Here is a 13,000-nt window from a genome sequence, read left to right as displayed (position 1 = left end):
TTGTTATGAATTCTGTTTAGAGGTCGACCGTTCACCGGCCATGCTCTGTTGCAACTGCGCCCCGAAGGCGCAGACCATTTCGTCCTGGCCTTTTCGGCCGACGATTTGCAGGCCGACTTTCAGCCCGCCGCAATCAAGTTCCACCGGCACTGTCAGCGCCGGATGGCCGCTGAGGTTGAAGGGGCGTACCAGCGGGGTCATGCCGGCCACCGCTTTGCTGCCACTGCGCGCTTCGCTCAGGGTTGGCGGCAGGCTCGGCAAGGTCGGCAGCAACAGCACCGCGTATTCTTCCAGGGCCGCATCCACTTGCTGAGTGAAACGGCTGCGCACGGCTTCGGCCTGTGCCAGTTCTTCGCGGCTGGTGCGACTCGCGGCCAACAGACGCTGTTCGACATCGGCACCAATCAGGCCCTTGCCAGTGAGGTGCCCGAACGCGGCCCAGTTTTCAAAGTTGATCACGGTGAGGCCGGCGGCGAATGCGGCTTCGAATTCGCTCAAGTGCAGGTTGCTACGACGCCAGCCGGCACGGTCCGTGGCGGCACCGAGGCTGGCTTGCAGATGCGGGTCGCAGGCCACTTCGAGAAAGCCCACTTTTGCACTGGCGCCTGGCATTCCTTGAGCTGCAAAACCCGGGCAGATCACCTGCATCGCGGCGATCAGGTCGTCCATGCTTTTGGCAAACGGGCCGACGCAATCGAGGCTGGATTCCATCGGATGCGCGCCGACACGGCTGACACGGCCGTAAGTCGGCTTGAGCCCGGCAATCCCGCAGCACGCCGCCGGCACCCGCACTGAACCACCGGTGTCGGTGCCCAGTGCGATATCCGCCAGACCTGCAGCGACCGCCGAAGCCGAACCGCTGGAGGAACCACCCGGCACACGATCCGGTGCTTGCGGGTTGATCGGCGTACCGGTCCAGTCGTTGATACCGGTGACGCCAAAGGCCAGTTCGTGCAGGTTGGTTTTACCAACGATCTGCCAGCCAGCGCCAAGAATGGCATCCACCACTTCGGCGTTTTTTGTCGCCGGTGGCGCGTCGGAAAACGCACGGCTGCCTGAACGAGTCGGATAGCCGGCGATGTCGATGGAGTCTTTCACTGCGACTCGTTTGCCGCTGCCACCGAGCAGGAATTCACTGATGAACGTGCTCATGCGCCTAGCCCCGTATTGAACAAACGTTGCGTGCGGAAATGCGCGATCAACCACACGCCATCGACACAGCAGAAATCGATGTTCAGCCGAGTGCCGAACAGCTCGCTGTGACCATCGGCGTAGGTGGAAATCTGCTGCATGATCCATTGCCCTTGGGCCGTGCTGCCGTCGACCCGAATCGACTCGCTGGTGAGGTAATGCAGGTTCAGCTGGAAGTGCTCGGATGGCGGCAGATAACCCCCGACGAACGCTGCCACTGCTTCACGCCCACGGTGCTGACCAAAGGCCTGCGCCGTCTGGCTGCCGACGCCTTCCCAGATCGCGTCTTCGCAGAACAACGCTGCCAATTCGCTGACATGGGTGAGCGCGCGCGGCACATCGCACAGGTCCATGTAGCGCGCCATCAGGCGACGCACCGAACTCTCCCCTTCGAGCGTCTCCAGACGCTGCAGCAAGGCCTCGTTCATGGCTTACACCTTGGCCGCATCAGGGATGGTCAATGGGCGGCCGATGCGCGCTTCGATCTTGGCGTAGCGCCACAGGCTGTACTCGTTCACCGGGGTGGTGCGGAACAGATTGCAGGCGTTGATCACCGTTTGGTGGCAGTCAACGTCGGCCATGATGTAGACGGTCCACGGCGAGGTGGTGGACGGGCCGACCATCAGGCGGTCGTCATCCATCGCGCCGAGCACGGTGATGCCAGGCATGGCACCGAGGTCACCCATCATCTGGCTGAAGCCCTTCCACACGCTCAGGCCTTCGCCGGTGGGCAGGTCGAAAAAGTTCTGGGTGATGCCGATGCAGAAGACGACGCGCAACGGTTCCTGGGTAGCTTGGGACATGGTTGTGATCCTTGAGTAAATGACGAAATTCAGATGTAGCCAGGGAACGGCGGTACGCCGAGGAACACCGAACCGGCGCCGTCGTACAGGCCTTCGCTGAGGAAGGCGTGCTGGGTGACCACCATCGAATCGCGCAAGTAGCGTTGCAGCGGATGGTGCAGGTAAATGGCGGTGGTCCCGGCGAGGCTGTAGGCGCTCTGCACCACGGCAGCACCCGACTGGGAAACGTGAATCGCGGACAGGCGCAGCAGGCTGGTTTGCTCAGGCGTGACCGGGTTGCCGGCCAGGATCGAGTTCCACACCTGCTCGGTGGCGTTGTAGAAGAAACCGCGCGCAGCGGCGAGCTTCGCTTCGGCCTTGGCGATTTCGATGCGCACATAAGCGCGATCCGCCATTTTCGGCGCGCCGGTGATACCACCGCCGCCGGCCATGCGGCTGACTTCGTCGAGTGCTGCGCGGGCCAGACCGAGGTTGACCACTGCCAGCACTTGCGCGGCGTAGGCAATCGACGGGTAGCGGAACAACGGCTCGTCGATGGTGGCAGCACCGCCACGGATGAAGGTCCAGCGCTCGTCGATGCGTTTATCGGTTACGCGCAGGTCATGGCTGCCGGTGCCTTTGAGGCCGACCACGTCCCAGTTCTCGACGATCTCGACCTGATCCGGGCGGAATACCGCGGTGCGCGGCTTACCGCCCGCAGCGCCGATACCCACGCCGAGTAAGTCCGCGCCTTTGCAGCCGCTGGCGAATTTCCAGGTGCCGTTGACCTGCCAGCCGCCCTCGACAGCCTCGGCGGGTTGCAGCGGGAACAGGCCGCCGGCGAACACCAGGTCCGGGCTCTGCGAGTAGAGCTCTGCAAGCGTTTCTTTTGGCAGCGCGGCGAGATAGACGCCGGCGCTACCAAAGCTGGCGACCCAGCCCGCCGAGCCGTCGGCTTCGGAGATGCGCTCGATCATCTGCAGGAATCGCGCAGGAGCCAGAGCGTCACCACCGAAGCATTTCGGCGTGGCGGCACGATAGATGCCCACCTGCTTGAAGCGCTCGATCATGTCCCGTGGTACGTGGGAGCCGGCGTCGAATTCGTTGCGGCGTTGACGCACTTCTTCCAGTACCTGCGCAAAGAGCTGACTGTCGACGACGTTTTCGTCGAGGCCTGGCAGGGCATCATTTTGTGCGACAGCTGAACGCAGCATGGGCGGGTTCTCCGTTTTACTTATTGTTAGTGGGGCGACACCTCACCGCTGCCTGTAGGAGCTGTCGAGTGAAACGAGGCTGCGATCTTTTGATCCTGATCTCGAAAAACAAGGTCAAAAGATCGCAGCCTCGTTTCACTCGACAGCTCCTACAGGGGATCGGCGTAGTCACCCTTGCATTGGAGGCCAGTGTAGAAACCGCATCGGGTCGCAACTATTGGTGCGTGCAGCCCCCCGGCTAAAGAAAACCCCTATACCCACCCCGGTTACCTCTGAGCGCATCCCCGGGCGCGAGCCGGTATAAAACGCCATACTGAAACCCTCTGCCGCCAAGGGCTGCGTGATGTACCTGCCGAAACCGAACGATTTCTACACCCTCATCGAAGCCATGCCGCTGTGCATCATTCTTCACGATGCCCACAGCAAGGAGATCCTCTGGGCCAACGCCGCCGCCCTGTCGGCGCTGGGATTTACCCTGGAGGAACTGACCCCGCTCAAGGCTCCCGACATGACCAGCGACGCGCCCAAGTACCGGCGCTCGGTGGGTTTGCGCTGGCTGGAGGGCGCCGCGCGCACGGGCCAGCGCGCCATCGAGTGGTGCTACCGTTCCAAGCAAGGGGTGGAAATTCTTTCCGAGGCAGTCGCGACACTGGTGCACCTGGAAGGTCGCGATGTATTGATGGTGCAGTTCCGCGACATCTCGAAAGAGGACAAGGTCAAGCGCGACCTCAAGCGCTTCGAGAGTCGGCTCAAGGCGTTTATGCAGGACCTGGCCGAAGGCGTGGCGGTGCTCGGTCCCGAGGGTGAAATCCGCTTTATCAGTGATTCCGGTGCACATTTGCTCAAGGGTGAAGAACAGCAACTGATCGGCGAAAACTTCCTCGCCTGTTGCGATGACGCTTCCCGTCAGCGTCTGCTGCAACAGCTTTCCAGCGGACGACCGGAACAGGCCCCGTTCAGCGTCCACTATCGCGTGCAGCGCCTCGACGGCGAGTGGCGCTGGCACGATGCGACCTGCCGCTTTATCGAAATCGAAGACGATCTGGTCGGTCACTTGCTGTTGTTCCGCGACGTCACCGAACAGGTACACGCCGAGGAAGCCCGACGGGTCAGTGAGCAAAAACTCGAATACTTGGCGCGCTACAACGCCATGGGCGAAATGGCCGTGGCGATTGCCCACGAGCTGAGCCAACCACTGGCCGCCACCCGCAATTTCATCGAAGGTGCGGTGATTCGCCTCGGTAACGCGGCGGACGCCGATCAGGGCGTGGCTTGGGGCTTGCAGAGTGCCGTGCGACAGATTGAGCATGCGTCCGTGATCATCAAGAGCGTGCGCGATTACGTGGTCAAACTGGAGCAAAGCGAAGAGCTGATCGACCTCAACGAACTGCTGCGCGAAACCCAATACTTCATCAGCTTGCGCGCCGACCCGAGCCTGGTGCGGGTGGAAGTCGTGACCTCGCCCGAGCCGTTGCGGGTCAGTTGCGAGAAGGTGTTGATCGGCCAGGTGATCCTCAATCTGGCCTTCAATGCCATTGAAGAGATGGCCGACCTGCCCATCCAACGACGCCTTTTGCGCATTCATGCCGGTCGCGAAAACGATGTGGCGCTGGTGCGTATCGAAGACTGCGGCCGTGGCATTCAAGCCCAGGCGCAAGAGAAGCTGTTCGATGGTTTCTTCTCTTCCAAGGTCAGCGGCAACGGCATCGGCCTGGCGTTGTGCAAGAACATCATCGGCCGGCATCGGGGCGATATCTGGGCGCAGAACCAGGAGCCTTGTGGCGCTGTTTTCAGTTTTTCCCTTCCCCTCGCAAACCCCCTTTAAAAGCAAAAGATCGCAGCCTTCGGCAGCTCCTACATGACCCTGTAGGAGCTGCCGCAGGCTGCGATCTTTTGATCTTCCCCATCACTGGCACAGACACACAAACACTTGGCAGGCAGCGCAATTCCCCTGATCGCCGGGCGAGGCACTATTCAATCGTCAGAATCTGCCCACTCACCCGCGATCCGCGTTACCAACAATTCAGGAAGTTCCCCTTATGCGAACAAACAGGATCTCCGTACAGTCAGCGCTAGGCCTGAGCCTGCTTGTACTCGGTTTGAACAGTGCCCGCGCGGACCTCCCCGCCGACACCATCGGCCAGACCGTTTTGCCTTTCCCCGCCGAAGCTCACCGGGCGTTCGTCGTCGATGTCGAGTTCGACAGTTTCGTCGCCGGCCGTATCACCGTGGTCGACCCCGACCAGAAGCGCGTGCTGGGCATGGTGCCGACCGGTTTTGCCGCGCCTTCGGCCCTGAGCCATGACGGCAAACTGATTTATGCCGCCGATATCTGGTACTCCCGTGGTACCCGTGGCACCCGCACCGACGTGCTGACCGCGTGGGACAGCTCGACCCTGTCGCCGGCCTGGGAAGTGCTGATTCCGAACAAACGCGCCGAGTCGCTGACCCAGCGCTACGGCCTTAAAACCAGCGGCGATGACCGTTTCGTCTACGTCTACAACTTCACCCCGTCGACCTCGGTAACCGTGGTCGATACCCAGACCAAAGCCGTCGCGACTGAAATCGCGATTCCCGGTTGCGTGCTGAACTACCCGATCGGCAATCGCCGTTTCGCCTCGCTGTGCGGCGACGGCAGTCTGCAAGTCGTGACGCTAAACGATCAGGGCCAGGAAACCGCGCGCAGCCGCACGCCGTTTTTCGACCCGAACGCAGAAAAACTGGTGGAGCGCGCGGTCAACGTCGGCGACACCTACTACTTCACCACGACTACCGGCACCGTGCGCGCGGTGGATTTCTCCGGCGACAAGCCGAAAATCCTGCCGAGCTGGTCGCTGGTCACCGACGCCGAGAAGAAGGCCGGCTGGGCGCCGGGCGGCTGGCAGCTGATGGCTGTCGCACCGAAGCTGAACCGCTTGTATGTGCTGATGCACGACAATCACGAACCGATGAAGTGGGAAGACCCGAGCACCGTCATCTGGGCCTACGACCTCAAGACCCAGAAGAAAGTCGCAACCCTGGAAGCGCCGGTCCCGGTGTGGAGCATGCAGGCAACCGGCGACGACAAACCATTGTTGTTGGGTGCTGACGTTGAAGGCGGCTTGCAGATCTTCGATCTCAAGTCCAACCAACACACTGGCGCCATGGCCAAAGTCGCAAAAACCGCGACTCAGGTCATGAGCTACTAAACGAGGTTCGGCCATGCATTCAGATCCGATCTTCATTATTGCCAGCGCCATCGCCATCGCGGTGTTGCTGGCCAGTGCCGCGACCCACAAGGTGCGATCGCCCGCACGCTTCGCCAAACAACTGGCGGATTACCAACTGCTGCCCGCTGCGCTGGTGCGTCCGAGCGCGCGGTTGATCCCGCTGCTGGAGCTGGCCATCGCCTTCGCGTTGCTGGTGCCGGTCAGCCGGGCCTGGGCCGCATTGAGCGCAGCCAGCCTGTTGGCGCTGTATGCCGCCGCCATTGGCATCAACCTGTGGCGCGGTCGTGCCGACATCGACTGCGGTTGTGCAGGCCCGGACCAGGCGCAACCGCTGCGACCGGTCCTGCTGTTGCGCAACAGCGTGCTGGTGGGTGTGGCACTACTGGCCAGCGTGGCCCCGTTTGTCCGTGACATGACTGTGTTCGATGGCTTCGTGACGCTGGCCTGCGCCACGGTTGCGCTGCTCATCTACGCCGCGGCCGATGGCCTGCTGGCGAACTCCCCTCTTCTGCTCAAATTGATTGGTAGGTGATCCAATGGAAGGCTTGATTGTTTCCAACGTTCTGCTCTGGGTGCTGCTGGTAGCGGTAGCCTTTGTCGTCATGGCCCTGGTTCGTCAGATCGGCGTACTGCACGGTCGCCTGGCACCGGCCGGTGCACTGATGGTCGACAAAGGCGTGGCCGTCAACGAAGCCGCACCGCAAGTCACCGCGTCCGACCGTAACGGCCGCCCGGTGAACTTCGGTTATGCCAGCGAGAAATCGCAGCTGCTGTTTTTCCTCTCGCCGACCTGCCCGATCTGCAAGTCCTTGCTGCCGGCAATCAAGTCGATTGCCAAGGAACAAGCCGATCGCCTCGACGTGGTGTTCATCAGCGATGGCGACATGGACGCCCAGCATGCGCTGATCCGCGAACACAAACTGGAAGACGCCACCTACGTAGTCGGCCCGGAAGTGGGCATGACCTACCAGATCGGCAAACTGCCGTACGCCGCGCTGATCGACAAGGCCGGCACCCTGCGCGCCAAAGGCCTGGTCAACTCCCGCGAGCACCTGGACAGCCTGTTCGAAGTTGAGCACTTGAAGCACGCGACGTTGCAGCAATACCTCAACGCGCAACCCCACGACCACGACCACAGCCACGGCCATAGCCACTGATAAGGCAGGGAGACGTTTATGAAACTGCTGGATCTGTTGTTTGAGCGCTCGACCCGCCGTGTGGCCGACACGACCTCACGCCGCAAATTGCTGTCGCGCATGGGTTCGCTGATGGTGGCCGGTGCCGCCCTGCCCCTGCTGCTGCCACTGGACCGCACCAGCAAGGCACTGGCCGCCGATAACCCGAAGGCCGGTGACCCCGGTGATCCGAACAGCTGCGACTACTGGCGCTACTGCTCCATCGACGGCTTTCTGTGCAGCTGCTGCGGTGGCTCGGTGACCTCGTGCCCACCGGGTACCGAAGCCTCGCAAGTCACCTGGATCGGGACCTGCCGTAACCCGGCAGACGGCAAGGACTACATCATTTCGTACAACGACTGCTGTGGTAAGCAAAGCTGCGCCCAGTGCGCCTGCACCCGTAACGACAGTGAAGAACCGGCCTATCGCCCGTTCAACAACAACGATGTGAACTGGTGCCTGGCCGCCAAATCGCACATCTATCACTGCACCGTTTCGATCATCCGCGGCGTGGCGGTTTAACACGCGGTCCACCGCCGGTTGCTTACGCAATTGGCGGCTTATTTTTTAAAAGATCGCAGCCTGCGGCAGCCCCTACGTAGGAACTGCCGCAGGCTGCGATCTTTTCAGGCATAACAATAAAAGGGGTATGTCATGCGTCATTTGCTAATCCTCGGCCTGGCCTGCCTCTTGATCACCCCACAGGTGTACGCCCGGGCCATCCCCAATCCGGCGCAACGCCACGCACCGGGTAATGAAGCGCCACAAAAACCGATCAGCGAAGCGGGTTACAGCGTGGGTGTGAACTATCAGTTGCAATGCGCCGGCTGTCACTTGGGCAATGGCATGGGCTCCGCGGCCAATGACACCCCCCGGCTGACGGGGTTTGTCGGTAACTTCCTGAAAGTCCCCGGTGGCCGCGAATTTCTGGTGCGCGTGCCCGGTATGTCGCAGTCGGCGCTCAACAATGCGCAGTTGGCGGACTTGCTTAACTGGTTGATGCGCGAAGACGGTTTGGCAGGTAAAAGCACCCCAGCCGATTACCAGCCCTACAGCGCTGAAGAAGTGACGGCATTGCGCGCAAAAACCATGCTCAACCTCCCCGGCACCCGCGCCGAATTGATCAAGCAAATGCGTGCGCAAGGCATTGCGATTGAAGACGGAATGCATGACTGACAATGATTCCTGTAGGAACTTGCTCGCGATGGCGATGTAACATTCAACATTAATGTTGGCTGACCCGCCGCCATCGCGAGCACGCCCGCTCCTCCTACAGGTTTCGTGCTTCAACTGATCTGCATCAGCCCTTCCCACCTCATTTTGCCTCCTCCGACTGCTGACAATGGCTCCATCCGCCGGCCGGTCGAAACCTTCAGAAATGACCGCTAGAAAATTTCGCGGATTCCGTGAATGATGCCAGTGTGCTGCTACAGTATTGGCACGCGTTGCCACATTCTGCCCGGGGTCTGTAATTTTTGAGGGTGGGTGGCTTGCCACGAGCGGTAGCTTGCTGGGACGCTAATGCTAACGCCCTCACGCGAGGGTCGTTTCAAACTGAATCGCGTCATCATTGAGCGCGATGGGGGGCAGCAAGTGAGGTCTAAATATGATATTTGAACCCAATACCAGCCGTTCCGTACTTCAGCGAAGAAGCAGCACCAGTATCGTTATTCAGGCCGGTCTCGATGGTCTCGCGATAACCGGCGTCGCGTGGTATTTGATCAATTATCACATCGGCTATATATCTCAGGCCTACGTCATCATGGTCCTGTTGCTGCTGGGGGCGTTGGCCGTCGTTTACGACCACTATGCTATTTACCGCAGCAATGTCGGCTTCGCCGTTAAAGCTTTCAAGCTACTCAAGGCATGGACCGCCGTTTTTTGTTTTCTTGTTGCCATGGCCTTTCTTACTAAACAAAGTGAACAGTACTCGCGGCTATTGGTTGGCGAGTTATTTGTTATTGGATACTTCGCTCAATTGCTTTTGCACCTTGCCACACGCGAATTGCGGAAGAAATTCCTGGCCCATCCAGCGCAAAGGGAAAACGCCCTGATCATCGGCACGGGCGAGCTCGCCAACTTCCTCCACCTGAAGATCAGTAATAACCCCTGGTTGGGTGAGCGAGTGGTTGGCGCCGTGCTGATCGGGGCTGATGAAGATCATGGAAAGGATGGTTCAAAAAGTGCGCAACGCCTGACGATACTGGGCCATATTTCCGACCTCGATGAGTTGGTCGTTCAACACGCCATTCGCACCGTTTACTTCGTAACACCGCTGGACGGTTCGCAGGTTATCAAGGACGTTTATTTAAGACTGTTTGACAAGCACATCTCGGTTAACTGGGTACCGGATATTTTTTCGTTGCGCCTGATCAACCACAGCGTTCGCGAGATTGCCGGGATTCCCGTGCTGACCTTGTCTGAAACGCCGCTGATGGGGATGCGCCTGTTGCTGAAGAACCTCGAAGACCGAGTACTGGCCTTTCTCATCTTGCTGTTTGCAGCACCCTTGCTGGCGATAGTTGCCATTGCCATCAAACTCGATAGCCCTGGGCCGGTGTTTTTTCGGCAGGAACGCATGGGCTGGAGTGGCGATTCTTTCCGTATCTGGAAGTTCAGAAGCATGGTCGTCCATCAGCCGGAAGAAGGCATCGTCAAACAGGCCGAAAAGAATGATCCGCGAAAGACCCGAGTCGGCGCGTTTATTCGAAAAACCAGCCTGGATGAACTACCCCAGTTGTTCAACGTATTGATGGGGGAAATGTCTCTGGTGGGGCCGCGACCGCATGCCATCGCGCACGATGCGCAGTACTCACCCGATATTGCCGACTACTTTGCACGCCACAACATCAAGCCGGGCATCACAGGCCTGGCTCAAGTGCGCGGTTTCCGCGGCGAAACGAGAGATATTGAACAGATGATTCGGCGTGTTGATTCGGACATCGAGTACATCAACAATTGGTCGCTTTGGCTCGACTTCACGATTCTTGCGCGGACACTGCTTGCCTTCTCTGGCAAGCATGCCTACTAACGAGTGCCCCTGACTTTTAAGGCTGACCCGTTTGCAAACGGGTCAGCCTCAAGAGGCACTCACCGGAAATAAATCGAGCGTTCGCTCAACTTCATCGGCGTCGATACTGAAGCCATCGCCCTCTTGTTTGCCCACTACAAAACCAAAGTTTTGGTGGTCGCGATCGGTCAGGTATTTGAAAAAGCACAGGAACCGGTTTGGCGGCTGCAGCACGAGCAATGAACCACCGGGCTGCAGCACGTTGACGCCATGTATGAGATGACTGCCCTCGATCCCGACTACGGTTCTTGCTCCGGCACAGGCCGCGACAATGGTTGGAACATCGGACTTCGCCGGATCGATAATGCGAAATCCGCGACGATCTCTCAGGCGTTCCGCCAATTCCATTTCATTGCGCAACAAGCGTCTTTCGCCCTTGTCCCCCCGCAGAATGAACACGCCAGGGTGAGCGTCAACCGTCACGTGCGAGAGCAGCTTTTGTCCCATGGCACGAAAGCGCAAATGCTTGTGACGATTTTGGCTGAGATCGTCAAAGATCACGAGCTCACGGAAAAATGCATTACGTAAGCGAACCGGCGTCATTCCAAGCCAGTCCTCATAACCAGGGGCGTGAAGTATGCCGTGCTTTGATGTAGAGACCAGCTTGTCCGAGGTTGCCGTGGTTACCGGCACGCCTTCCTCACAAGCCAATGGATAAGTAATGCAATCATCCATTAACCATGAGCCAAACCACTTGTTCCCTCCCGCAGTGCAATACAGTGCCCCGCGATCAATTTCGGTTTCTACGCGAACTCTTGGCAGCCATCCAGATTGAGGCGATAACCATGACTTGGCACTCCCTTTATAGAGAGCGCCATCGATTAACCATGCATCTTTAAGCAGGTAGCCGCGTGTAGGACCATGTTCAACACTGCCGACCCCTTCCATGGTGCGGCGAGGATGCTCAAAGGGATAAAAAAGATCCTCAGCCCACCCGGTCACCCGCTCAAGTTGATTGGGAAGATAAAACGCGGGCGGCGCGATCGAAACATTACCTGGCGCAATTTCCCAAGTCTTCACGGCGACACTTTGCAGCGTCAGCGACGGTTTTCGACTCAGTCGGGTCTTTAAAATGTGCTTATACGCAGCAAGGCTCCACTTCGATGGACCGTCGTTCGCCAATGTATCGATATCCGACATATGAACTTCCCCGCGTGCTTATAAAGAAGTAGTGCTTTTGAACCCATTCAGGCGGATACAACACTTTCCATCATCGGCGGCGACTTCAAGTGAGTGTAGCGGCCACGCAGGGTGTCGAGCAGCGACTCATCCAGCGTTCGGTCACAATGGAGATACACTTTTGACAGTCCGCCAAAACCCATTTCACGGTATCGGCTGGCGATCTCCTCATCACTCGGCCCTTCGGGCACCCCTAGATGAAGGGTCAAGCCTTTTCCTTCGACAGCAAATAAAGGGGTTTCCCAAAGAAATTGCGCGGCACCTGTCTTTGGCAGCCGCACAAACATATAACCGGAGTTCCCCAGCGTATCGACATCTCCTCCGCGCCTTCTTTTCCATTCCAGTAGCCCATCGTCAGGGCGCGCCAGACAAACGCCGATATCGTAGTAATCGAATTCGTTTTCAATCGCCCATTCAAGCGCCATGAACGTGGTAATCGAGTTAACTTCACGCAGCTTTTTCGCATCTGAATACACGGGTTCCGGGTAACCAAAACGAATCGTGCTCCAGTAGCGTTTTCCTGCCCGGGTTATGACGCACCCAAGATGGCAAGCGACAACCTCGTCCTCCAGCAGGACCAGATCAAGCCGCCCGGCATTTTTTGCCACCCTTCGAACCTCGTGCGTTTCGATTTGAGAGGCGGCCGTCCCATGTCTTGCCTTGGCATAGGGCTGAAGCATCTGCTGATCGGCGGTTTCAATTTCATCATCGTTCAGCGCCTGCTTCATGCGGTAGCGCAGCCGGTTCTTGCGCAGATTTCGACGTAACTCGGTGTTGTATCTCGCGGTGATTTCGTCGATTGGCCTGCGCAGCGGCACAACGGCACTCAAATACTGAGGCACACACAATGCGCCCGGTGTCGGCATTTCACTGACCAAAACCGTTTGCCCTGATTTGTCCGGTTTTAATTCGCTATCAACCCCCGGAGATTCCACCCCGAGGAGCACCTTCACAAATTCACGCTGGGTTTTCCTGCCGACATAGAGCACGTTGAAAGAACTGTCTTCCCGAAGTTTGAACCTGGCAATTTCCCAGCGCCAAAAACAGGCTCGCCCCGTTATATCCCGCAGCCAGGAAACGGCTTTTCTTAGCTCGAAGCGTAAAGAAGGAGAAATCAGCTTACGTATCAGTTTCGCTATAGGTTCTTTCATGTATGCCCCTTCTGCGGGTTGAGTGCGAC

Annotated in this window: 13 protein-coding genes; 7 read left to right on the top strand and 6 right to left on the bottom strand. The window is 58.7% G+C overall.

Annotation, left to right across the window (positions count from 1 at the left end; all coding sequences use genetic code 11):
* Window positions 1–3: 3 nt before the first annotated feature.
* The 4 genes from KUF73_RS02810 to KUF73_RS02795 are packed head-to-tail and all read right to left on the bottom strand — an operon-like array spanning window position 4 to window position 3,187.
* A complete protein-coding gene (locus KUF73_RS02810; RefSeq protein WP_218436508.1) occupies window positions 4–1,152 on the bottom strand; it encodes an amidase in 1,149 nt (382 codons plus the stop codon).
* On the bottom strand, window positions 1,149–1,619 hold the full coding sequence (locus KUF73_RS02805; protein WP_218436507.1) for a nuclear transport factor 2 family protein: 471 nt from the start codon (window positions 1,617–1,619) through the stop codon (window positions 1,149–1,151). The genes KUF73_RS02810 and KUF73_RS02805 overlap by 4 nt, the downstream gene beginning before the upstream one ends.
* A gap of 3 nt (window positions 1,620–1,622) precedes the next feature.
* The gene (locus tag KUF73_RS02800) at window positions 1,623–1,994 is read right to left on the bottom strand and encodes a hypothetical protein (RefSeq protein ID WP_218436506.1); all 372 of its coding nucleotides are present in this window, start codon (window positions 1,992–1,994) and stop codon (window positions 1,623–1,625) included.
* 29 nt (window positions 1,995–2,023) lie between these two features.
* Window positions 2,024–3,187, bottom strand: a complete 1,164-nt coding sequence (locus KUF73_RS02795) for an acyl-CoA dehydrogenase family protein (protein WP_218436505.1) — start codon at window positions 3,185–3,187, stop codon at window positions 2,024–2,026.
* 343 nt (window positions 3,188–3,530) lie between these two features.
* Here KUF73_RS02795 and KUF73_RS02790 point away from each other — a divergent pair, with 343 nt between their 5' ends.
* The 7 genes from KUF73_RS02790 (at window position 3,531) to KUF73_RS02760 (ending at window position 10,602) form a co-directional block, all read left to right on the top strand.
* Complete coding sequence (locus tag KUF73_RS02790; protein ID WP_218436504.1) at window positions 3,531–5,012, top strand: sensor histidine kinase; 1,482 nt, start codon at window positions 3,531–3,533, stop codon at window positions 5,010–5,012.
* A 214-nt stretch (window positions 5,013–5,226) separates the two neighbouring features.
* Window positions 5,227–6,375: an amine dehydrogenase large subunit gene (locus KUF73_RS02785; RefSeq protein WP_218436503.1), complete on the top strand. Its 1,149-nt coding sequence runs from the start codon at window positions 5,227–5,229 to the stop codon at window positions 6,373–6,375.
* A gap of 13 nt (window positions 6,376–6,388) precedes the next feature.
* Window positions 6,389–6,928, top strand: coding sequence for a MauE/DoxX family redox-associated membrane protein (locus tag KUF73_RS02780; RefSeq protein ID WP_218436502.1), 540 nt, complete (start codon window positions 6,389–6,391; stop codon window positions 6,926–6,928).
* Between the two features lie 4 nt (window positions 6,929–6,932).
* On the top strand, window positions 6,933–7,553 hold the full coding sequence (gene mauD, locus KUF73_RS02775; protein WP_218436501.1) for a methylamine dehydrogenase accessory protein MauD: 621 nt from the start codon (window positions 6,933–6,935) through the stop codon (window positions 7,551–7,553).
* Between the two features lie 18 nt (window positions 7,554–7,571).
* Window positions 7,572–8,093, top strand: coding sequence for a methylamine dehydrogenase light chain (locus tag KUF73_RS02770; RefSeq protein WP_218436500.1), 522 nt, complete (start codon window positions 7,572–7,574; stop codon window positions 8,091–8,093).
* A gap of 132 nt (window positions 8,094–8,225) precedes the next feature.
* Window positions 8,226–8,747, top strand: a complete 522-nt coding sequence (locus KUF73_RS02765; RefSeq protein WP_218436499.1) for a cytochrome c — start codon at window positions 8,226–8,228, stop codon at window positions 8,745–8,747.
* 430 nt (window positions 8,748–9,177) lie between these two features.
* Window positions 9,178–10,602 carry an undecaprenyl-phosphate glucose phosphotransferase gene (locus KUF73_RS02760; RefSeq protein WP_218436498.1) on the top strand — a complete coding sequence of 475 codons (1,425 nt, stop codon included), beginning with the start codon at window positions 9,178–9,180 and terminating at the stop codon, window positions 10,600–10,602.
* A gap of 48 nt (window positions 10,603–10,650) precedes the next feature.
* Here KUF73_RS02760 and KUF73_RS02755 read toward each other — a convergent pair whose 3' ends face one another.
* Together KUF73_RS02755 and KUF73_RS02750 are read right to left on the bottom strand one after the other, a co-directional pair.
* Window positions 10,651–11,781: a glycosyltransferase 61 family protein gene (locus KUF73_RS02755; protein WP_218436497.1), complete on the bottom strand. Its 1,131-nt coding sequence runs from the start codon at window positions 11,779–11,781 to the stop codon at window positions 10,651–10,653.
* A gap of 47 nt (window positions 11,782–11,828) precedes the next feature.
* Window positions 11,829–12,971 (bottom strand): hypothetical protein, encoded by a 1,143-nt coding sequence (locus KUF73_RS02750; protein WP_218436496.1) that lies wholly within the window; start codon window positions 12,969–12,971, stop codon window positions 11,829–11,831.
* Window positions 12,972–13,000 lie beyond the last annotated feature (29 nt).

It is taken from the genome of Pseudomonas sp. PD9R, assembly GCF_019200975.1.
In the GTDB taxonomy this organism is placed as follows: Bacteria; Pseudomonadota; Gammaproteobacteria; order Pseudomonadales; family Pseudomonadaceae; genus Aquipseudomonas.
This window is presented reverse-complemented; position numbering and strand designations above follow the sequence as displayed.

Excerpts from the sequence above, each read along its gene's own strand:
- KUF73_RS02810 (WP_218436508.1), bottom strand. The coding sequence starts at position 1,152 with ATGAGCACGTTCATCAGTGAATTCCTGCTCGGTGGCAGCGGCAAACGA.
- KUF73_RS02805 (WP_218436507.1), bottom strand. The coding sequence starts at position 1,619 with ATGAACGAGGCCTTGCTGCAGCGTCTGGAGACGCTCGAAGGGGAGAGT.
- KUF73_RS02800 (WP_218436506.1), bottom strand. The coding sequence starts at position 1,994 with ATGTCCCAAGCTACCCAGGAACCGTTGCGCGTCGTCTTCTGCATCGGC.
- KUF73_RS02795 (WP_218436505.1), bottom strand. The coding sequence starts at position 3,187 with ATGCTGCGTTCAGCTGTCGCACAAAATGATGCCCTGCCAGGCCTCGAC.
- KUF73_RS02790 (WP_218436504.1), top strand. The coding sequence starts at position 3,531 with ATGTACCTGCCGAAACCGAACGATTTCTACACCCTCATCGAAGCCATG.
- KUF73_RS02785 (WP_218436503.1), top strand. The coding sequence starts at position 5,227 with ATGCGAACAAACAGGATCTCCGTACAGTCAGCGCTAGGCCTGAGCCTG.
- KUF73_RS02780 (WP_218436502.1), top strand. The coding sequence starts at position 6,389 with ATGCATTCAGATCCGATCTTCATTATTGCCAGCGCCATCGCCATCGCG.
- mauD (WP_218436501.1), top strand. The coding sequence starts at position 6,933 with ATGGAAGGCTTGATTGTTTCCAACGTTCTGCTCTGGGTGCTGCTGGTA.
- KUF73_RS02770 (WP_218436500.1), top strand. The coding sequence starts at position 7,572 with ATGAAACTGCTGGATCTGTTGTTTGAGCGCTCGACCCGCCGTGTGGCC.
- KUF73_RS02765 (WP_218436499.1), top strand. The coding sequence starts at position 8,226 with ATGCGTCATTTGCTAATCCTCGGCCTGGCCTGCCTCTTGATCACCCCA.
- KUF73_RS02760 (WP_218436498.1), top strand. The coding sequence starts at position 9,178 with ATGATATTTGAACCCAATACCAGCCGTTCCGTACTTCAGCGAAGAAGC.
- KUF73_RS02755 (WP_218436497.1), bottom strand. The coding sequence starts at position 11,781 with ATGTCGGATATCGATACATTGGCGAACGACGGTCCATCGAAGTGGAGC.
- KUF73_RS02750 (WP_218436496.1), bottom strand. The coding sequence starts at position 12,971 with ATGAAAGAACCTATAGCGAAACTGATACGTAAGCTGATTTCTCCTTCT.